Annotated in this window: 16 protein-coding genes and 1 tRNA gene; 12 read left to right on the forward strand and 5 right to left on the reverse strand. The window is 75.3% G+C overall.

Annotated features, from left to right (window positions below; genetic code table 11):
• Positions 1 to 105: 105 nt before the first annotated feature.
• From ACZCLJ_RS05765 to ACZCLJ_RS05775, 3 genes are read right to left on the reverse strand one after another with little or no spacing between them, the layout of a single operon-like run.
• Positions 106 to 564, reverse strand: coding sequence for a single-stranded DNA-binding protein (locus tag ACZCLJ_RS05765; RefSeq protein ID WP_463105751.1), 459 nt, complete (start codon positions 562 to 564; stop codon positions 106 to 108).
• A gap of 46 nt (positions 565 to 610) precedes the next feature.
• Complete coding sequence (locus ACZCLJ_RS05770; protein ID WP_251153892.1) at positions 611 to 2,197, reverse strand: P-loop NTPase family protein; 1,587 nt, start codon at positions 2,195 to 2,197, stop codon at positions 611 to 613.
• On the reverse strand, positions 2,194 to 3,873 hold the full coding sequence (locus tag ACZCLJ_RS05775; RefSeq protein WP_463105752.1) for a GTPase: 1,680 nt from the start codon (positions 3,871 to 3,873) through the stop codon (positions 2,194 to 2,196). Before ACZCLJ_RS05775 ends, ACZCLJ_RS05770 begins: the two co-directional genes overlap by 4 nt.
• A 147-nt stretch (positions 3,874 to 4,020) precedes the next feature.
• Between ACZCLJ_RS05775 and ACZCLJ_RS05780 the strand changes: the two genes are divergently transcribed.
• Positions 4,021 to 4,096, forward strand: a tRNA-Arg gene (locus ACZCLJ_RS05780).
• Positions 4,097 to 4,152: 56 nt separating this feature from the next.
• On the opposite strand, the gene ACZCLJ_RS05785 is transcribed toward ACZCLJ_RS05780, so the two are convergent.
• Positions 4,153 to 4,587, reverse strand: a complete 435-nt coding sequence (locus ACZCLJ_RS05785) for a PPOX class F420-dependent oxidoreductase (RefSeq protein WP_463105753.1) — start codon at positions 4,585 to 4,587, stop codon at positions 4,153 to 4,155.
• A gap of 54 nt (positions 4,588 to 4,641) precedes the next feature.
• Entirely contained in the window at positions 4,642 to 5,385 is a 744-nt protein-coding gene (locus tag ACZCLJ_RS05790; RefSeq protein WP_463105754.1) for an SDR family NAD(P)-dependent oxidoreductase, read from the reverse strand.
• Positions 5,386 to 5,700: 315 nt separating this feature from the next.
• On the opposite strand from ACZCLJ_RS05790, the gene ACZCLJ_RS05795 reads away from it, so the two are divergent.
• From ACZCLJ_RS05795 to ACZCLJ_RS05845, 11 genes are all read left to right on the forward strand, one after another.
• Positions 5,701 to 6,918, forward strand: coding sequence for a toxic anion resistance protein (locus ACZCLJ_RS05795; RefSeq protein WP_463105755.1), 1,218 nt, complete (start codon positions 5,701 to 5,703; stop codon positions 6,916 to 6,918).
• Positions 6,919 to 7,021: 103 nt separating this feature from the next.
• On the forward strand, positions 7,022 to 7,579 hold the full coding sequence (locus ACZCLJ_RS05800) for a hypothetical protein (RefSeq protein ID WP_463105756.1): 558 nt from the start codon (positions 7,022 to 7,024) through the stop codon (positions 7,577 to 7,579).
• Entirely contained in the window at positions 7,576 to 9,267 is a 1,692-nt protein-coding gene (locus ACZCLJ_RS05805; protein WP_463105757.1) for an AAA family ATPase, read from the forward strand. The genes ACZCLJ_RS05800 and ACZCLJ_RS05805 overlap by 4 nt, the downstream gene beginning before the upstream one ends.
• Complete coding sequence (locus ACZCLJ_RS05810) at positions 9,264 to 10,604, forward strand: hypothetical protein (protein WP_463105758.1); 1,341 nt, start codon at positions 9,264 to 9,266, stop codon at positions 10,602 to 10,604. Before ACZCLJ_RS05805 ends, ACZCLJ_RS05810 begins: the two co-directional genes overlap by 4 nt.
• Positions 10,601 to 11,635, forward strand: coding sequence for a glutamate ABC transporter substrate-binding protein (locus tag ACZCLJ_RS05815; protein WP_463105759.1), 1,035 nt, complete (start codon positions 10,601 to 10,603; stop codon positions 11,633 to 11,635). Before ACZCLJ_RS05810 ends, ACZCLJ_RS05815 begins: the two co-directional genes overlap by 4 nt.
• On the forward strand, positions 11,632 to 12,738 hold the full coding sequence (locus ACZCLJ_RS05820; protein WP_463105760.1) for a hypothetical protein: 1,107 nt from the start codon (positions 11,632 to 11,634) through the stop codon (positions 12,736 to 12,738). Before ACZCLJ_RS05815 ends, ACZCLJ_RS05820 begins: the two co-directional genes overlap by 4 nt.
• A complete protein-coding gene (locus tag ACZCLJ_RS05825) occupies positions 12,735 to 15,107 on the forward strand; it encodes a serine/threonine-protein kinase (RefSeq protein ID WP_463105761.1) in 2,373 nt (790 codons plus the stop codon). The genes ACZCLJ_RS05820 and ACZCLJ_RS05825 overlap by 4 nt, the downstream gene beginning before the upstream one ends.
• Positions 15,104 to 16,501, forward strand: coding sequence for a PP2C family serine/threonine-protein phosphatase (locus ACZCLJ_RS05830; RefSeq protein ID WP_463105762.1), 1,398 nt, complete (start codon positions 15,104 to 15,106; stop codon positions 16,499 to 16,501). Before ACZCLJ_RS05825 ends, ACZCLJ_RS05830 begins: the two co-directional genes overlap by 4 nt.
• Before the next feature lie 162 nt (positions 16,502 to 16,663).
• Positions 16,664 to 17,944, forward strand: coding sequence for a VWA domain-containing protein (locus ACZCLJ_RS05835; protein ID WP_251153881.1), 1,281 nt, complete (start codon positions 16,664 to 16,666; stop codon positions 17,942 to 17,944).
• Positions 17,941 to 18,849: an FHA domain-containing protein gene (locus ACZCLJ_RS05840; RefSeq protein ID WP_463105763.1), complete on the forward strand. Its 909-nt coding sequence runs from the start codon at positions 17,941 to 17,943 to the stop codon at positions 18,847 to 18,849. Before ACZCLJ_RS05835 ends, ACZCLJ_RS05840 begins: the two co-directional genes overlap by 4 nt.
• A 232-nt stretch (positions 18,850 to 19,081) precedes the next feature.
• Positions 19,082 to 19,768 carry a biotin transporter BioY gene (locus ACZCLJ_RS05845; RefSeq protein ID WP_463105764.1) on the forward strand — a complete coding sequence of 229 codons (687 nt, stop codon included), beginning with the start codon at positions 19,082 to 19,084 and terminating at the stop codon, positions 19,766 to 19,768.
• Positions 19,769 to 19,785: the final 17 nt, after the last annotated feature.

The raw sequence follows: 19,785 nt of genomic DNA on the forward strand, positions 1-19,785 counted from the left end.
CCGTTCGGTCGGTCTGGAGTGGAGTCGGGATTCTCGACCACTCAGCGTACGCGGTCGGGCCGCCGCACGGGTCCTGACGGACGGTGCACCGTGCGGCGGGACCGCTCAGACCGTCGCGAGGTGCTCCTCGTCCGCCGGCGTCTCCTCCTCCACGACACCCTCGGTCGCGTCGAGGGCGGCCGTCGCGCTGTCCTCGCGCCGGTGCACCGTGCGCGCGAACCGGGACTCGCCGAGCGTCAGGTCGTGGCCGAGCGAGGTCGCCTCGACGACGAGGCTCGTCCGCGGCCCGTCGGGACCGACCCACTCGTCGACCGACAGCCGACCCGTCACGACGACGGGGTCGCCCTTGTGCAGCGACGTCGCGACGTTCCGCGCGACGTGCTTGAACGCCTTGACCGTGAACCAGAGCGTGCGCCCGTCGACCCACTCGCCGCGCTCACGGTCGAGGTAGCGGCGCGTCTGCGCGATGCGGAAGCTCGTGAAGTCCGTGCCGGACTCGGACGTGGACAGCGTGGGCGTCGTCGCGACGAAGCCCGAGAACGTGACGGTGACGTCACCGTGCATGGGTGCCTCCTGAGGCCGGTGCGCCGGGCCCGTCCCGGCGACCGCCTCAGGGTGCGCTGCGCGCGGTGCCGCCGTCCGACGTCGTGCGCTCGCCTGTGGACGACGCCTCCAGATCCGGGCCTGTGGGTAGCCGTAGCGGCCCGGTCAGCGGCGCGGCGGGCGCCCGGTCCCGCGCGGACTGCGCGAGCTCGCGGACCTGCCGGTGCGTGTCGAGCAGGTCCTGGGTGGGCCGGCCCATCGCCTCCTGCACCACCCGCTCGATCGCGCCGCGGCCCGACGCGAGGACCTGCTGCTCGCGCCGTCGGGCGAGCGTGCGGCGCACCTGGACCACCGCGAGGAAGCACACGACCGCACCGAGCACCGCGACGGCCGCCACGACCGCGCACACCGTGACGAGCGCGCGCGACAGGTCGAGCACACCGAGGGAGCCCAGGACGGCGAGCACACCCGCGACCACCCCGACCGCGAGCGCCACCCACGCGGCGCGGCGCGTGGGCCGCGCGGACGCCGGGCCGCGCGTGTCCAGCGGGATCTTCGACAGCGCTGCGACCGTCGCCTCCGTGATGCCCCTCGCCTGCGCGACGGTGCCGTCGAGCGCCTGCCGCCAGCCGGGGCGCAGCGCACGGCCCGCCCGTTCGATCCAGCGCGACCGCGACAGGGCGACCGCGTCGGGCTGCGGCGGGGAGAACTCGGGACGCCCGTAGCCGTTGCGGACCGCGGCGCCGACCTGACCGGCGACGGCCGCGAGCCCGGTGGCCTCGGCGAGCCTGTCGACCTCCTCCTCGACCGCCGTGCTCATCGTCCACGGCACGTCCCCCGGGATCTCCGCGAGCAGCAGCGCGCCCGCGCGGTCGAGCTCGCCCGCGACCCGGCTCGCCGCGACGCTGCGTCGTGCGACGGCCTGCTCGAGCAGGTCGCGCAGCTCGTCCAGACCCTCGCCCGTGCGGGCGGACACCGTCGTGACGTAGACACCGGTGAGCCCGTCCTCGGCCAGGAGCCGGTCCATGTCGTCGACCAGGGACGCGCGCCGGCTCTCCGGCACGGTGTCGATCTGGTTGAGCACCACGACCATCGACCCCTCGAGCCCCGCGGACTTCTGGAGGTATCCGGAGTGGAGCGCGTCGTCGGCGTACTTCTGCGGGTCGACGACCCACACGAGCAGGTCGACCAGCGGCAGCACGCGGTCCACGACGGCCCGGTGCGCGGGCTCGATCGAGTCGTGGTCGGGCAGGTCGAGCAGCACGAGGCCGCCGAGCGCCGACTCGTCGTCGGCGTCGAGCATGCCGTCGCGCGTGATGCGGCGCTCCGCGTCGACCTCGAGCCAGTCGAGCAGCGCCGTCGCCGCGTCGCTCCACGCGCACGCGGTGATGCGCGCCGTGGTCGGGCGCTTGACGCCGACGTCCGCGAAGTCGAGCCGCGAGACGCGGTTGAACAGGCTGGACTTGCCCGACCCGGTGCCGCCCGCGAGCGCGACGACCGTGTGGTCGACGCCGAGCGCGAGCCGCTCGCGCACGCCGCCGATCGCGTCGCGCACCTGCGCCGCGACGGCCGGGTCGAGCCGGTCGCCCGCGAGGTCCACCGCGCGCTCGAGGTCCTCGGTGCGGGCGCGCAGCTGGGCGTCGTGGGACGTCACATGAGCCTCCTCAGCTCGGCGAGTCGTAGGCGCAGGCCGACGGCGGCGTCCGGGGCGAGCGCGGGCACGTCGAGCGCCGCGAGGACCGGCTCGGCCTCCCGGTCGACCATCGCCTCGGCGCGGTCCGCCAGGTCCGACGTCAGGGCGGAGAGGGCGTCGTCCGCGGTGTCGGCGAGCGTCGTGCGGACGAGGGCCGCGGCGTCGTCGCTCCCGGCGGCCGCGGCGAGCAGGAGGGCCGCGAGACCGCGCTCCCCGAACGCCTTGACCGCCGCGCGCGCCGCGTCCGTCGCGTCCGGTGCACCGAGCTGCTCGACCACCTGGTCGGCCCGCGCGGTCCACTCGTCCACGTGACGAGCGGCGGCGGCCTCGCGCGGAGCGGTCGCCGCCTCGCCGTCGGGTGCGACGGCGGCCCCGCCCGGGAGCGGTCGTGCACCGACGAGCGCCGCGCGCAGCGCGTCGTGCGCCTGCGCCCCGTGCGCGGCGAGGGTGCGGCCGACCACGGCACGGACCTCGGCGTGGAGCGGCCCGAGCGCGACGTCGCGTGCCCTGCCCCGACGACGCGTCGAGCGCACGACGCCGCCCCGCACCTTCACCCGGTCGACCTTGTCCGCACCGGCGATCTGGGACCAGCGCGCCGCGAGGGACCCGCGCGACGAGTCTCCGCGCAGGACCGACTCCCGGGCCTGCGCGCGCACCGGTGGCAGCGCGGCGGTCACCGCGTCACGGAGCACCTGCGCCGCCTCGATCTGCTGCTCGACCGCGTCGGAGACGCCCGTCACCCACGACGGCAGCGCGGCGAGCGAGCCCTTGAGCGTGCGCACGATCACCGCGCGCGAGCGGTCCGGCCCGGCGAGCATCGTCAGCCAGCGCGCGACGGGCGCCACGACCGACCGGTCCAGCAGACCCTCGTGCGGGCCGACGTCGGGCACGACGAACAGCGGCACGCCGTCCATGCCGTGCTCGCGCAGACGTTGCAGCAGGTCGCCGCGGATCGTCGTGAGCGTCTCGCGCGGCACGCGGTTGAGGACCATCGCGACGCTCGCGCCACGCTCCATCGCGCGGCTCAGGGCCTTCCAGGGGAGCGCGTCGCCGTAGCGCGACGCCGTCGTGACGAACAGCCACAGGTCCGCCGCCTCGAGCAGCAGGCCCGCCGTCTCGCGGTTCTCCGACAGGAGCGAGTCGAGGTCGGGGGCGTCGAGCAGCGCGGTGCCGCGCGGCACGCCGTCGTGGTCGATGACGCGCGACACGCGTGTCGCCGGCCCTTCGACGATCACGTCGGCGTCCAGGGGGTTGAACGCGAGGACGGGCTCGCGCGTCGTCGGGCGCAGCACGCCGGCCTGCGACACCTCCTCGCCGAGCAGCGAGTTGTACAGCGTCGACTTGCCCGCGCCGGTGGACCCGGCCACCACGACCACGGCCGGCGACGACAGCTCCTTGAGGCGCGGCAGCAGGTGCTCGTCGAGCTGGGTCAGCAGGCGGTCCCGTGACGCGGCCGCCTCGTCGGCGCCCTCGATCGCGAGCGGGAGCTCGACGGCGGCCACGTCCCGCCGCAGGTCACGGGCCACGTCGAAGACGGTGACGCCCAGCTCCTCGCCCTGCTCGGCACGGCCGCGGCCCGCCACGCCGCCCGGGCCTGCGGCACTCTGGGCGCCGGTCGCGACGTCTCGGGTTCTCACGGGTTCATCCTGACGCCTGGACCCGACCCCGCAAAACGTACGCGCCGTCCGTGCAGGTCGGCTGCGGGTCGGCTGCAGGTCGGCCTGCAGGCGGGGTGGCGGTCGTGACCTGCCGGGCACGCGAGCCGCACACTACGATGGCTGCGCGCCTCGATAGCTCAATGGATAGAGCAACGGCCTTCTAATCCGTAGGTTGCAGGTTCGAGTCCTGCTCGGGGCACCACACCTGGGGCCCGGCAGCCGCGCTGCGGGCGAGATCGCAGCGCCTGTGGCGGTCGGTCAGCCGAACGACTGCGCGTCGGCGTGCTCGATCTCCACGAGGAACGCGTGCCGCTCCTCGCCCCGCGGGTAGGGCCCGCCCGTGTAGAGGACCGAGATGCGGTCGACGACCGCCCAGCCGGGCTCGCCGTCGAGCACCTCGACGACGTGGCCCCGCAGTGTCGCCATGACGAACGGGTTCGCGGTCTCGGTCACCGAGACCGCGACGCGAGGGTCGCGCGCGAGGTTGCGGGCCTTGCGCGAGCCCGGACCGGTGAGGAACGCCAGCCGGTCGCCCTCCCAGGCGACCCAGAGGGGCACGACGTGCGGGGCGCCGTCGGGCAGGACCGTCGCGAGGTGCGCGACGTGCGGTCCCGCGACGAGCGCACGAGCACCCTCGGGGACGTGGGCGGGGCCGGGTGAGGTCTGGGCGGTGGACGAGCCGTGGTCGGTCATGGTGTCCCGACCGTGTCCGAGAGGCCGACTCATCGGTGCGCCGGTCCAGCCGGGTCAGCCGACGATCGCGCCGCACGACAGGTCCAGGACGACGCCCGTCGTCGCGCCCGCGGCGTCGGACGCGAGGTAGACCGCGCTGCCCGCGACCTCGGCGAGCCGCGGCAGCCGGCCGAGCAGCGTGTCGTCCACGAGGTCGGGCAGGTCCTCGTCCGTCGCCCCGGCGGTCTCCGGCGTGAAGTTGGGTCGCAGCCCGACGACGCGCACCCCGTGGCGCCCGACCTCGCCGGCGAGCCCGCGCACGAGCGCCTCGAGCGCGGCGCACGCGAGGTTGAAGCCGCCCATCTCGTGCCGCGACTCCTGCGCCGCCGTCGACGAGAGCACCACGACGACGCCCGAGCCCTGGGCGACCATGTGCCGCGCCGCGGTGCCCGCGGTGTGCGTGTGGCGCCGCACGGCCTGCGTCACGGGGACCAGGACGTCGTCGGGATCCATGTCGACGAACGGCACGTTCTGCACCGCGTCCATCCCCACCGCGTTGAACGACACGTCGAGGCTCCCCGCGGTCGCCACGACGTGTGCCGCGTGGTCGTGCACCGCGCCGAGGTCGTCCACGTCGAGCACCGCGGCCTCGGCCGCTCCCCCGGCGGCCCGGATCTCGTCCACGAGCGCGTCGAGCGTCGCGGCCGTCCGCCCCGCGAGGAACACGCGGGCGCCCGCGGCGGCGAAGGCCCGGCTCACCGCCGACCCCATCGACCCGGCGGCCCCGTAGACCACGGCGTTCTTCCCGGCGAGCTGCACGGTCGTCCCCGTTCCTCGATGTCCGCGGCGCGTCTGCGGCCGTGCCCGTGCACGTGCCCGCGCCGCGCGGTCGACAGGGACGACGGCGCCCGAGCGTGGAACTCATCGGCCGCGCGCACGTTGTGCTCGGCATGGGCAGTTCTCACCCTCCTGGGGTGGGAAAGGGTAAAGATCGAGCCAGCCGTCGTAGATATACTCGCCGGACCGGCCCTGGGCCGGTTCCGCCCGGTTCGACCGGGTACCCGGGGGCGTGCGACAGCCCTCCCCCAGCCGCCACCGACGGCGACCGACGGCACGCACGAGCGAAGGATCGAGATGACCGAGGCAGCACCGCTCCAGCCCCCCGCCCCGACGGAGACGCTCACGCTCACCGCGCCGGAACCCGTCAAGCCCGTCGCCGCCACGCAGGCCCCCTCGTTGGCGCCGCGCGTCGACGAGGCCGCGATCCCGGGTCTCGAGGCCAAGGTCGGCTCGTACCTCGACCAGCTCCTGTCCGCGGACACCCGCTCCCCCGAGTTCGCCGCCAAGGCCGACGACGTCCGCAAGATGGGCGACGCCGACATCCGCGCCGCGGCCGACGTGTCCAACCGGATGCTCGACATGCCGGTCAAGGAGTTCCGCGAGGGCGGGGTCTCCGACAGCTCGAAGATCAGCAAGTCCCTCCTCGAGCTGCGCCGCACGGTCGAGGACCTCGACCCGAGCGAGGCACCGATCGGCAAGAAGCTGCTCGGCATCATCCCGTTCGGCGGCAAGATCCAGGACTACTTCCGTCGCTACGAGAGCTCGCAGAGCCAGCTCAACGCGATCGTCCAGTCGCTCTACAACGGGCAGGACGAGCTCCGCAAGGACAACGCCGCGCTCAACCTGGAGAAGCAGAACCTCTGGGACACGATGGGCCGGCTGAACCAGTACATCTTCATCGCCGAGCGCCTCGACACCGAGCTCTCCACGAAGATCGCCCAGCTCGAGACGACCGACCCCGAGCGGGCCCAGGCCCTGCGCGAGGACGTGCAGTTCTACGTGCGTCAGAAGCACCAGGACCTGCTGACGCAGCTCGCGGTGTCCATCCAGGGCTACCTCGCGATGGACATCATCATGAAGAACAACCTCGAGCTCATCAAGGGCGTCGACCGCGCGACGACGACCACCATCTCGGCGCTGCGCACGGCCGTCATCGTCGCGCAGGCGCTCGCCCACCAGAAGCTCGTGCTGGACCAGATCACGGCGCTCAACACGACGACGTCGAACATGATCGCGTCGACGTCGAAGATGCTCGCGGACCAGTCGGCGACCATCCAGTCGCAGGCGGCGAGCGCGACCGTGGGGCTCCCGCAGCTCCAGCAGGCGTTCGCGAACATCTACGCGACGCTCGACTCGATCTCGACGTTCAAGACGCAGGCGCTCGACTCGATGGCGCAGACGATCGGCGTCCTCGAGACCGAGACCACGAAGGCCAACGAGTACCTCGACCGCGCACGCCGCTCCGACGTGTCGCAGGCCGGCAACGGCTCGCTCGACATCGGCCGGCTCTGAGCCGCCCCGCATGACGACGCCGACACCTGCAGCAGCACCCGCACCATCCGCAGAGTTTCCCCTGTCATCTCCCGCACGCACCCCGAGCTGGACGGTCGCCTAGATGGGCTGGTTCTCCGACGTGGTCGCCCGCCTGGGCGGTCGCTCCCGCACGACCGAACCCGCCCTCGAGCTGCCCCCGCCTCCGACGAGCGCGGACATCCTCGAGTCCGTCGAGCGCATCGAGCAGCAGATCGAGGGCCGCGTACCCCCGGCGGTGACGGCGCGCGTGCACCGCATCACGGGCACGGTCGAGGAGATGGTGCCGCGCCTCGACCGCTTGGGCGGCGGCTCGCAGCAGGCGCACACGGTCGTCGCGACCGCGACGAGCTACCTGCCCGAGGCCGTGGGCGCGTACCTGCGCCTGCCGCGCGACTTCGCCGACCGCCGAGTCGTCGCGCACGGCAAGACGTCCCTCATGCTCCTGTGCGACCAGCTCGACCTGCTCGGCGTGACGCTCGACAAGATCTCCGACGCGGTCTCGCGCGCCGACGCCGCGGCGCTCGTCGCGCACGGGCAGTTCCTCGCGGACAAGTTCCGCGACTCCTCGATCTCGCTGTCACCGGGTGCCGGTGCCGCGACGCCGCCGCCCGACCTGACCGGACGCCTGGAGGCCCCGTGACGACGCCCGACCTCGCCACCGCGCTCGACGCGCTGGCCGCCGCCGCGCGCGACGCGGGGGTCGACGAGGACGCCGCCCGCGACGAGGGCGCACGCCTCGCAGCAGCGGTCGCCGAGTCCTCGACCGGAGCTCCCGCGGCCTGGCTCGCCGCGCTCGGCCACGACCCCGCCGCGACGGGCGCGTTCTTCACCGCCGCCTCGAGCGCGCGGCGCTGGCGTTCCTCGCCCACCGACGTGCTCGCCGGCCTCGTCGCCGCGCGCTCGACGCGCGCCGCCGCCTACGGCGCCGCCCTGGCCGACGTCGCATCGGCCGCTGCCGCCCTCGGCACGCCCGGTCCGCACGTCGCCGGGAGCGCCGCCGGGACCGCGGCGGTGCAGCGGGCGGCGTCGGCCGGGACACGCCCGCCCGTCGCGACCTCGCCCGGTCCCACGGCACCTGGTCTCGCGACGCCGGGCCCGACGGCGCCGGCCGCCGGCGGGCCGCTCGGCGACCGTCCGGCGCCGGCGAACCCGTTCGACCTCGGCGAGCTCGCGCACCTCGGCACCCGCCTCCAGGGCGCGCGCCCGACCCCGCCCGACGTCCCGTCCGTGGAGTCGATCCTCGACGCGCTCGGGGCGCGCGGGCACGGGACGCCGACGCCCCCGGGGGACCCCGCGTCGTCGGGCACCGCTCGGACCGGGACCGACGCGGGCGGGACGGCGGGAGCAGCGCCGGCGGCGGCGGCGCAGACGACCTCCGCGCAGGCCGCCGAGACCGAGGAGGAGCCGGCCCGGCCGCTCGAGGAGCTGCTCGCCGAGCTCGACGCGCTCACGGGGCTCGGTCGCGTGAAGGACGAGATCCACCGCCAGACCGAGCTGCTGCGCGTCGAGAAGCTGCGGACCGACGCCGGGCTCACGCGACCGACGCTCACGCGCCACCTCGTGTTCCTCGGGAACCCGGGCACGGGCAAGACGACCGTCGCGCGGCTCGTCGCGGGCATCTACCGCGCTCTCGGGCTGCTCGCGAAGGGCCACCTGGTCGAGGTCGACCGCTCCGAGCTCGTCGCGGGCTACCTCGGCCAGACGGCCGTGAAGACGTCGGAGGTCGTGGCCACGGCGCTCGGCGGCGTGCTGTTCGTCGACGAGGCGTACGGGCTCGCGGAGGACCAGTACGGCGCCGAGGCGATCACCACGCTCGTCAAGGACATGGAGGACCACCGCGACGAGCTCGTGGTCGTCGTCGCCGGGTACCCCGGCCCGATGGCGGACTTCCTCGCGACGAACCCCGGTCTCGAGTCGCGCTTCTCGACGACCATCACGTTCGAGGACTACACGGACGACGAGCTGCGCGACATCTTCGCGGGCATGGCCGACCGGTCCGACTTCGAGCCGACGCCCGAGGCGCTCGAGACGTTCGGCCGCCTGGCCGCCGCCCAGGCGCGCACCGAGGGCTTCGGCAACGCGCGCTGGGCGCGCAACGTGCTCGACGCCGCGATCGCCCGCCACGCGTGGCGGCTGCGCGACGTGCCCGCCCCGACGGTCGACGAGCTGCGCCTCCTGCTGCCCGCCGACCTCGTCGACGGCGAGGGCGCGCCCGCTCTGCTCGCGTCGCTCGACCCGCCCGAGACACCCGAGGTGCCCGACGCGTCCGACGCGTCCGGCACCACGACCTCACCTCCCGTCCACCCCACCGTCGAGGAGACCGCATGACGACCACCCCGGTCCGCCAGGCCGCGCCCCCGCCGTCGGGCACCGTCCTCGTGGCGCCCTCGGCCGCAGCCGGCCAGGCGGTGCAGCCCGTCGGCAGCGCGACCGTCGCCCGGGCGCGCGGCGCGCTGCGGCGCACGCCCGGCCGCCTGCGCCTCGTCCTCGCGCTGTCCGTCCTCGCCTCCGTGGCGCTGGGCCTGCTCGGCTTCCAGGCGGGCAGCGTCCAGTCCCGCGCGCTCGACGCCGCGGCCGAGGACTCGGCGCAGCTCGTCGGCGTGCAGGACGTGCGCAACGCGCTCGTGGCGGCCGACGCGACGGCGACCGGCGCGTTCCTCGTCGGCGGCCTCGAGCCGGCCGAGCAGCGCGCGCGCTACGACGAGCTCGTCGACCAGGCGGCGGCCGACCTCGCGACGCTGTCCGGCAGCAACGAGGCGGACGCCGAGCTCCTCGGCCAGGTGGCCGCCGACCTCACCGTGTACACCGGGCTCGTCGAGCAGGCGCGCGCGAACAACCGGCAGGGCTTCCCGGTCGGGGCCGCGTACCTCGACCAGGCGTCCACGATCCTGCGCGACGAGATGCTGCCCGCGCTCGACGAGGTCGTCCTCGACGACGCCGACCGCGTCGCCGCGGACTTCTCGGGCGTGCGGGACGCGCTGTGGGTCCTCGCCGGGTGCCTCGTCGCGCTCGCGGTGCTCGTCCTGGGCCAGGTGTGGCTCGCGCGCCGGACGCACCGCGTGCTCAACGTCGGCCTCGCGTCGGCCACGGTGGTCGTGCTCGTCGTCGGGCTCGTGGGGACGATCCTGCTGTCGCAGGCCTCGACCCGTGCCCAGGACGTGCGGACCGGCCCGTACGCCGCGACGCTCGCCGCGTCGCAGGCGTACGCGCTCGCGAACGAGGCGAAGTCCATGGAGGCCTTCACGCTCATCAAGCGCGGGTCCGGCCAGGCCTACGAGGAGGAGTTCCAGGCCGCGACCGCCGACGCGAGCGAGCGGCTCGACGCCGCGGCTGCCGACGGCGTCCTCGACGGGTCGACGGCCCGGGCGCTCGACGAGTGGGTGGCGCACCACGCGGAGATCCGCGCGCTCGACGACGGCGGCGACTGGGACGGGGCCGTCGCGCTCGCGACGAGCACCGAGCCCGACAGCGCGAACGCGGCGTTCGACGCGTTCTCCGCCGCGGCGCGCGACGACATCGAGACGAACGCAGCAGCGACCCGGGACGACCTCGGCTCGGCGAGCACGAGCGCGGCGGTCGCCGGGTGGCTGCTCCTGGTCGCGGGGCTCGTCGCGGCCCTGCTCGCGTGGCGCGGCATGACGGCACGACTGGAGGAGTACCGGTGACGACGACGAACGCCGACCCCGCGGCCACCACGGGCCGGTCCCGCCGCCCCGCTCCGCGCGGGACCCGCCTGAAGCGCGGTCTCGCGGCAGCGCTCGCCGCGACGACGCTGGTGCTCACAGCCTGCACCGGACCGAGCGGCGCCGACGACCTGCGCCTCGCCGCGGAGGAGCCGCCTGCCGAGGAGAGCGCCCCGCCCGCTGCCGCCGCACCCGCCGAGTGCTCCGACCCGCTCGCGTCCTACGCGCCCGAGGGCGCCCTCCCCGGGCCGGACGCGCTCCCCGCGGGCAGCACGATGGCCGAGATCCGGGAGCGCGGCGTGCTGCGCGTCGGGGTGTCGGCGGACACGCTCCTCATGGGGTCGCGCAACCCGCTGTCGGGCGACATCGAGGGATTCGACATCGACGTGCTGCGCGAGGTCTCGCGCGCGATCTTCGGTGAGCCCGACCGGCTCCAGTTCCGCGTCATCACGTCCGGCCAGCGCATCGAGGTCCTCGAGAACGACGACGTCGACCTCGTCGCCCGTGCGTTCACCATCAACTGCGACCGCTGGGAGCAGATCGCGTTCTCCGCGGAGTACTACCACGCGGGGCAGAAGGTCCTCGTCACGCGCGACTCGGAGGCCGGCGGCATCGCCGACCTCGAGGGCCAGCGCGTGTGCGCGCCCGAGGGCACCACGACGCTCACGCGCCTCGAGGAGTACCCCGGCATCGAGGCGGTCCCCGCGACGACGCACACGCAGTGCCTCGTGCTGTTCCAGCAGGGCCGCGTCGACGCCATCACCGGCGACGACACGATCCTCGCCGGGTTCGCCGCGCAGGACCCGTACGCGAAGGTCGTCGGCGAGGCGATCAGCGACGAGCCCTACGGCGTCGGCGTCCCTGCCGCCGACGTCGACATGGTGCGCTTCGTCAACGGCGTCCTCGAGGGCATGAAGAGCGACGGGACGTGGGCCGCGAGCTACGACCGCTGGCTCGGCGTGCTCGGCGACGCTCCGACGCCCCCGGCGCCGGTCTACGGCCGCACGCCGTGAGCCGTCCCGTCGCACCCGAGGCGCCGGGACGGCTCGGCGAGGCGATCCCCGCCGCCGACCTCATGGCGTACCTCGGCGCGCTCGAGACGTGGCTCGACGCGCGGCGGACCGAGCTCGACCGGCTCGACGCCGCCGCCCAGGCCGCCGCGACGCCCGACGCGTACACGGCCGACCTCGTGCTCGCGCTGTCCCTGTGGCAGGCGATCCGGGGGCGCGCCGACGAGCTGCGGGTGACGTGGGACTCGGGCCGCGTCGACGCCGTCGCGCGCGAGAAGATGTCGGTCCTGGTCTGGGGCCGGCTCGACTCCGGCTCGGGCGCGGCGCTCGTCTCGCTCGTCGAGGCCGTGAAGCTGTGCGACGCCCTCGTCGTCCAGCTCCGCACGCGCCTGTCGTTCGACCCGCACACGGCCGACCAGGTCGCGCGGCTGCGCGGCGTGCGCGCCGAGCTGGTGCGCTGCGAGGACCTCGCCGGGTCCGACGGCGACGCGCGCGGGCGGATCGAGGCGCTGCGCGGCCGGCTCGACCGGCTCGTCGCGCAGGCCGCCCGCGGGGCCGACGTCTCGGGTCCGCTCGCGGAGCTCGAGACCGAGGTGGCCCGCGCCGAGCGGGACCTCATCGTGGCCTCCGCGCAGCGGCGCGAGCTCGGGCGGGACCGTTCGCGGACGACCGAGCGGCGCGACGCCCTCGAGGCCCGCGAGCCGGCGTTGCGCGAGCTCGTGACGCGCTGCCGCCGCGAGATCGCGCACCCGCCGCGGCTCGCCGTCCCCGACGTGTCCCGGCTCGGCCCCGTGCCGGACTCCCGGTTCGAGCTCGACGCCTACTCGGCCCGTCTCGACGCCGTCGCGCGCGCGGTCCAGACCGTCGAGGACGCCTACGCCCGCCCCCTGCGCGAGCGCGCCGAGCTGCGGTACAGCCTCGAGAAGCTCTCTGCCAAGGCCGACGCGAACGGCCGTTCCGCGTCCCCCACCGTCCGCGCCGGCCTCACCGAGGCTCGCGACGCCGTCGAGGCGACACCGTGCGACGTCGTGCTCGCGCGCTTCCTCGTCGAGCAGTACCACTTCCTCACCCGCGACCTGCCCACCTCGGAAGGAGCGTCGTCGTGACGACCACCACGACCGTCCCGTGCTCGGAGCCCGGCTGCCCGGGCACCATCGAGGACGGCTACTGCAACGTCTGCGGGGCGCCGGCCGGCGGCACCCCGGGCGGCACGTCCGCGACCGCGGGCGCCTCGACCGGCACGTCGACCGGGAGGGCCCAGGGCGCGGGTTCCGCGACCGCCGCGTCGCCGTCGGCGATGCTCGGCACGGGCTTCGTCCAGGGGCGCACCGGCGCGGTCTCCCCCGGCGGGTCCGACCCCGACGCCGAGCGCTCCACGCGCACGGGACGCACGAGCTCGAGCCGCCTCGCGACGGCAGCGCTCGGTTCCGCCCGCACGGCCGCCACGGGGTCCAAGGCCACCCGTCGCGTCGGCACGTCCTCGACGCGCCTGCGCGGCCACCGTCTCGGCGCCGGCCTCACCACGGTGCCCTCGGCACCCGTGACGGATCCGCTGCAGGCCGTCATGGCCGTGCCCGAGGTCGCCGAGCGCAAGCGCTTCTGCCCCACGTGCGGCGAGAAGGTCGGCCGCGGTCGCGACGGTCAGCCCGGACGCACCTCCGGGTTCTGCCCGCACTGCGGCAACCGGTTCGACTTCTCGCCGCAGCTGTCCCCCGGTGACGTCGTGGGCGGTCAGTACGAGGTCGTCGGCTGCCTCGCGCACGGCGGTCTCGGCTGGATCTACCTCGCGCGCGACCAGAACGTGTCCGGCCGGTGGGTCGTCCTCAAGGGCCTGCTCAACTCGGGCGACCCCGACGCCTACGCCGCGGCGATCTCCGAGCGCCAGTTCCTCGCCGAGGTCGAGCACCCGCTCATCGTCGAGATCTACAACTTCGCCATGCACGACGGCGCGGGCTACACCGTCATGGAGTACGTCGGCGGCAAGTCCCTCAAGGACATCCTCCAGGACCGGCGCGACGCGAACGGCGGTGCGATCGACCCGCTGCCCGTCGACCAGGCGCTCGCCTACGTCCTCGAGGTCCTCCCGGCGTTCGCCTACCTGCACGACCACGACCTGATCTTCTGCGACTTCAAGCCCGAGAACGTCATCCAGCAGGGCGACGGGGTCAAGCTCATCGACCTCGGCGGCGTGCGGCGTCTGGACGACCTCCAGTCGGCGATCTTCGGCACCGTCGGATACCAGGCGCCCGAGGTCGCGGAGGTCGGTCCGTCGGTCGCGTCGGACATCTACACGATCGGCCGCTCGCTCGCGACGCTCGTGCTCGACTTCCGGGGGAACACCACGACGTACGTCGCGTCGCTCCCGCCCGTCGCCGAGACGCCCGTGTTCCAGGCGTACGACTCGTTCTACCGCCTGCTCGCCAAGGCGTGCGCGCTCGACCCGTCGGACCGCTTCGCCACGGTCGACGAGATGCGCGCCCAGCTCGTCGGCGTCCTGCGCGAGGTCGTCGCGACCGACCGGGGCCCCGGCACCGCGGCCCTCCACTCGGCCGCGTCCGTCCTGTTCGAGGCACCCGTCTCCGACGTCGCGGAGCGTCCGCTCGACTGGGACGAGCTGCCCGCGCTGCGTGCCGACGAGCACGACCCCATGGCGAGCTGGCTCGCCGGGGTCAACATCGCGGACCCCGACGCACGGCTCGCGGCGCTCGCCGACGCCCCGGAGGACACCGTCGAGGTGCGTCTCGCCCGGACCCGGGCCGCGATCGAGGCAGGACGGCGCGACGTCGTGCAGGCGACGATCGCCGAGATCCTCGCGGAGGACCCGTGGGAGTGGCGCGCCGCGTGGCTCGGCGGCCTCGACGAGCTCGCGCGCGGCGACTCCGTCGCGGCGCGGGCGTCGTTCAACGCCGTCTACGGCCAGGTGCCGGGCGAGCTCGCGCCCAAGCTCGCGCTCGCGACGGCCTGCGAGCTGAGCGGAGAGCCCGACATCGCCGAGTCGCTCTACGTGATCTGCGCCCGGTCGGACGCGAACTACACGGCGCCGGCCGCCTTCGGCCTCACCCGGATCCGCCGCGAGCGGGGCGACCTCGACGGCGCCCTGCACGCGCTCGACCTCGTCACGCCCACGCGCAGCTCGTACGTCGAGTCACGCGTGCTGCGCGCCCATCTCCTCGCCGACTCCGGCCGAGGGCTGGCGGCGCTCGCCGACGCGCTCGCGAGCGTCGGCGCGGTGACCATCGCGCCGCGCGAGCGCGCCGAGCTCTCGGTGGGGGTCCTGCGCTCGGCGCTCGACACCGTGACCGAGTCCGGCCCGTCCCCCACGACGCGGATCGCCGGTGTCCCGGCGGACGAGCCCGCGCTGCGCGACGCCCTCGAGAGCGCGTACCGCGACCTCGCGTCGCTCACGGACTCGCGCGACGAGCGCATCACGCTCGTCGACCGGGCGAACGAGGTCCGCCGCTGGACCGTGCGATGAGCGCCCCGACCGGCGCGACCGATCCCGTGTCGCCGGGTCCCGACGCGGCCGCCCCGGACGAGAGCACCGGTGCGACGTCTCCGAGCGCGACCGCCACGGAGGCGACGGACCCGGCGGAGGTGGACGGCGAGGCCACGAGCGCGCTCCTCGCCTGCCCGGCGTGCGGCGAGCCCTCGCACCCCGGCGCGAGGTTCTGCGAGGCCTGCGGCACCCCGCTCGCGTCGTTCCCGCCCGAGCCGGCGACCACCGGCGCTCACGGCGCTGACGGCACTGACGGCACTGACGGCGCGGACGAGGCGGACCAGGACGCTGCGGCCTCGGCCGCCGACCCCGGCACGGCGACGGAGGCCGACGACCCGGACGGCGGTGGCCGCGCCGACGGCGCACGGCCGTGCGTGCGCTGCGGCGGCACGATCGCGGACGACGGCTACTGCGCCCAGTGCGGCGAGCCCGCGGCGACCGAGCGCGACCACTGGGCCGAGCGACCGGCCGCCTGGGTCGCGGGCGTCTGCGACCGCGGCGTGCGGCACGTCCGCAACGAGGACGCCATGGCGCTCGCCGCGAGCGGACCGGCGCCCGTCGGCGGGCCCGGTACCGCGCGCGGGCCGGGTACCGCGCGCGCACCGGAAGGCACGGCGGGCGAGGGCACGGCCGGAGAAGGCCTGGCCGACCGGCCCTTCGCCGCGCTCGTCGTGTGCGACGGCGTGTCCAGCGCACCCGACTCCGACGTCGCGAGCCTCGCCGCCGCGCGCGCCGCGCGTGACACCCTCGCCGCGGGCGGGCCCGCCGGCGATGCTCCCGTGCAGGGCGAGACGACGGCGCGGCTCAGCGCCTGGTCCGTCCTGCTGGGCGACGCGGCGCGCGCCGCGAACGAGGCGGTCCTCGCCGCGGTGCCGGGCACGGCGGACCGGGAGAACCCGCCGTCGTGCACGTTCGTCGCCGCCGTCGTCGACGGTCCGCTGGTCGTCACGGGCTGGGTCGGCGACTCGCGCGCGTACTGGCTGCCGGACGCCGGCGAGGCGCACCAGCTCAGCGTCGACGACTCGTGGGCGCAGGAGATGATCGCCCAGGGCATCCCGCGGGCTCAGGCGGAGACGTCGCCGCAGGCGCACGCGATCACGCGCTGGCTGGGCCACGACGCGCCCGACCCCACCGCCCGGACGGCGGCCACGATCCCCGACCGCCCGGGCTGGGTCCTCGTGTGCTCGGACGGGCTGTGGAACTACTGCTCCGCCGCTGGCGACCTCGCGGGCCTCGTCCACGCCACCGAGGGCTCGGACGGCTCCGACCCCGAGGCGCTCGCCGCGGCCCTCGTCCGCTGGGCGAACGCGCAGGGCGGCCGGGACAACATCACGGTCACGCTCGCCCGGTTCGGCGCAGGAGCAGCCGCCTGACCCGGCCGTCGACCAGCGGCCACCGACCGCCGACGGACGCCGAACCCGCCGTCCGACCGGCCGAGGTGAAGCCGCTCCACCCGCCCCCTCGAGCGTTCCGCTCGAACCCGCCCGGACCGACCCGATAGCCTGCCCGAACACCGCATCACCGAAGGAGCCCCCATGGCCGAGTTCTCCGCCGAGGTCTACCAGAACGAGTTCCTGTCCGACGGCGCGACCGACGTCCACGCGATCGTCACCGTGACGTGCTCGGGAGCGGGCACGGCCGGGGGCGGCACCGCCGGCGGGGTGGCCGAGATCATCATGGTCGACACGTCCGGGTCGATGTCCGGGCGCAACATCGAGGCGGCGAAGCACGCGGCCCAGGTCGCGGTCGACCAGGTCCTCGACGGCACGTGGTTCGCGATCGTGGGCGGCAGCCACGTCGCCCACCGCGCGTTCCCCTACCCGAACGCGCGCGTCGCGATGGTCCAGATGGAGCCCGGCGCGCGCGCCGAGGCGAAGCGCGCGATCTCGATGATGGCGCCGGGCGGCGGCACCGCGATGAGCACGTGGCTGCGCCTCGCCGACCAGCTCTTCGAGACCGTGCCGCAGGCGACGCAGCGGCACGCGATCCTCCTCACGGACGGCAAGAACGAGTCGGAGCCGCGCGCGAACCTCTCCGCGGCCGTGCGCGACGTGACCGGGCACTTCCAGTGCGACGCCCGTGGCGTCGGCTCGCGCTGGCAGGTCGACGAGCTGCGCGAGATCGCGACCGCGCTGCTCGGCACGGTCGACCTCATCGCCGATCCCAGCGAGATCGCGGCCGACTTCGAGGCGCTCATGCGGGCGTCGATGGCTCGCGGCGTCGCGTCCGCGGACCTGCGGGTGTGGGCGCCGCAGGGTGCCCAGGTGCTGTTCGTGCGCCAGGTCGCGCCGACGGTCGAGGACCTGACGACCCGGCGCAGCGACGTCAACCCGCTCACCGGCGCGTACCCCACCGGGTCCTGGGGCGACGAGTCGCGCGACTACCACGTGGCCGTGCGCGTCGCGTCGAAGCCGGTGGGCTCCGAGCAGCTCGCCGCGCGCGTCCAGCTCGCGGTGAACGGCGAGGTCGTCTCGTCCGGGCTGGTCAAGGCGAAGTGGTCCGACGACGACTCGCTCACCACGCGCATCAACCCCGAGGTCGCGCACTACACGGGCCAGACCGAGCTCGCCGCGGCGATCCAGGAGGGCCTCGCCGCGAAGGCGTCGGGCGACGAAGCGACGGCCACCGTCAAGCTCGGCCGCGCGGTCCAGCTCGCGCAGCAGACGGGCAACGCGGAGGCCACGACGCGCCTGCGCAAGGTCGTCGACATCGACAGCGAGGAGCAGGGCACCGTCCGGCTCAAGCGCAACACCTCCACGCTCGACGAGATGGCGCTCGACACCGCCTCGACGAAGACGACGCGGGTGCGCCGGTGAGCGCGGTCGTGTGCCCGAACGGGCACCCGTCGGAGTCGACGGACTACTGCGACGTGTGCGGGGAGCCGATCGCGGCGTCGGCCGCGGCCCCGGCCGCCCCGTCGGCGAGCGCCGACCCGACACCCACCGCCTCGGCGTCCACCCCCGCGACGACGTGCCCGAACTGCGACTTCCCCGCCGCCGCGGGCGCGCTCTTCTGCGAGAACTGCGGGTACGACTTCACCACGGGGGCGCTCCCGGACCCGGTGGAGCCGCCGTCGGCGCTCTCGCTCGACCCGCCGGCACCGGGCACGCCCGCACGGCCGGCGTCGGGCTCGCCCGTCCCGAGCGCGCCACCGACGGCGGACCCGGCGCACTCGGCCGCCGTGCCCGCCCCCGAGACGCCCGCGGGCTCGCCCCTGCCCGTCGCCGGGGAGACCGGGGCGCCCGAGGCCGCAGCCGGTGCACCGACGTCGCCCGGGTCGTCGAGCAGCCACCTGCCGACCCCGCCCGTGCCGGGACCCGACCAGTGGGTCGTCGAGATCTGGATCGACCCCGACTGGTACACGGCTCAGAAGCCTGAGGACCCCATGCCGTCGGCCGGGCTGCCCGGCCTCGTCGTGCTGCGCGAGCGCAGCGTCCTCGTGGGCCGTCCGTCGGTCTCGCGGGGCATCCACCCGCAGGTCGACTGCGGTACCGACACGGGGGTCTCCCGGCGGCACTGCCAGCTCAGCACCGACGGTCAGCGCTGGTGGGTCGAGGACCTGCAGTCGTCGAACGGGACGTACGTGAGCCCCGCGGGCGAGGCGCTGCCCACGGACCCGATCCCGGCCGGACAGCGTCGGGAGCTCGGCGACGGCGACCGGGTCTACCTCGGCGCGTGGACCCGGCTCGTCGTCCGCAAGGCGCTCCCGGGCGAGGCCTGACCGGGCGTCCGGTCGGGCGCCCGGCGCACCCGGGGTGGAGCCCACCCCGCGCACCCGTTGGAGGATTCCTCCCGGACCGCCGCCCCTCGTGGGCACGGTTCTGGAGGGATCCTCCAACGCGTTGTGGGTTCCGTGCACGACGGCGTCCCGACGTCGTCCGTCGACCCGTCGGCCTCGAGCCGGCTCGCCCGCGAGAGTTGTGGTGACCTGCCCGACCACGACAGGAGCACCCGTGACCGACGCGACACCTGAGCCGACGACGGCCCGCGCCGCACACCCGACCCGCGCCACCACCCCGTCCGCCGCCCCCGGTCACGTCGCCGACGCGCCGACCGGCGACGTCGCCGCGCGACGGGGGCACCTCCTCACCCTCACCGCGGGCGACGCGGCTCGCGTCGCGACGTTCGCCGCGCTGATCGCCGCGCTCGGTGTGCCCGGGTCGGTCGCGCTGCTCGGCAACGCCGTCCCCGTCACGCTCCAGACGCTCGGCGTCATGCTCGCGGGCGCGGTGCTCGGCGCCCGGCTCGGCACGCTCTCCGTCGCGACGTTCCTCGCGCTCGTCGCGGCCGGCCTCCCGCTGCTGGCGGGCGGTCGCGGCGGGATCGCCGTCTTCGTCGGTCCCTCCGCGGGCTACCTCGCGGGCTTCCTCGCAGGGGCCCTGACCGTCGGCCTCCTCGTGGACAGGCTGCGACGGCCGACCTTCTGGCCCGTCCTGGGCGCGTGCCTCGTCGGCGGTGTCGCGGTCGTCTACGCGATCGGGATCCCGGTCCAGGCGTTGCTCACCGGCGTGCCCCTCGCCACGACGGTGCAGCTCTCCCTCGTGTTCCTGCCGGGCGACGTGCTCAAGGCTGCCGCAGCCGCCGCCGTGACCGTCGGCGTGCTGCGCGCCTACCCGGCGGCCCGGACCGCGCGGCGCTGACGACCTGCGAGAGTGTG

It is taken from the genome of Cellulosimicrobium sp. So1_17 (assembly GCF_055181235.1).

What these genes read in the sequence shown, in the direction of transcription:
- ACZCLJ_RS05800 (WP_463105756.1), top strand. Translation starts at nt 7,022, where the DNA reads ATGGGCTGGTTCTCCGACGTGGTCGCCCGCCTGGGCGGTCGCTCCCGC.
- ACZCLJ_RS05835 (WP_251153881.1), top strand. Translation starts at nt 16,664, where the DNA reads ATGGCCGAGTTCTCCGCCGAGGTCTACCAGAACGAGTTCCTGTCCGAC.
- ACZCLJ_RS05830 (WP_463105762.1), top strand. Translation starts at nt 15,104, where the DNA reads ATGAGCGCCCCGACCGGCGCGACCGATCCCGTGTCGCCGGGTCCCGAC.
- ACZCLJ_RS05795 (WP_463105755.1), top strand. Translation starts at nt 5,701, where the DNA reads ATGACCGAGGCAGCACCGCTCCAGCCCCCCGCCCCGACGGAGACGCTC.
- ACZCLJ_RS05765 (WP_463105751.1), bottom strand. Translation starts at nt 564, where the DNA reads ATGCACGGTGACGTCACCGTCACGTTCTCGGGCTTCGTCGCGACGACG.
- ACZCLJ_RS05785 (WP_463105753.1), bottom strand. Translation starts at nt 4,587, where the DNA reads ATGACCGACCACGGCTCGTCCACCGCCCAGACCTCACCCGGCCCCGCC.
- ACZCLJ_RS05810 (WP_463105758.1), top strand. Translation starts at nt 9,264, where the DNA reads ATGACGACCACCCCGGTCCGCCAGGCCGCGCCCCCGCCGTCGGGCACC.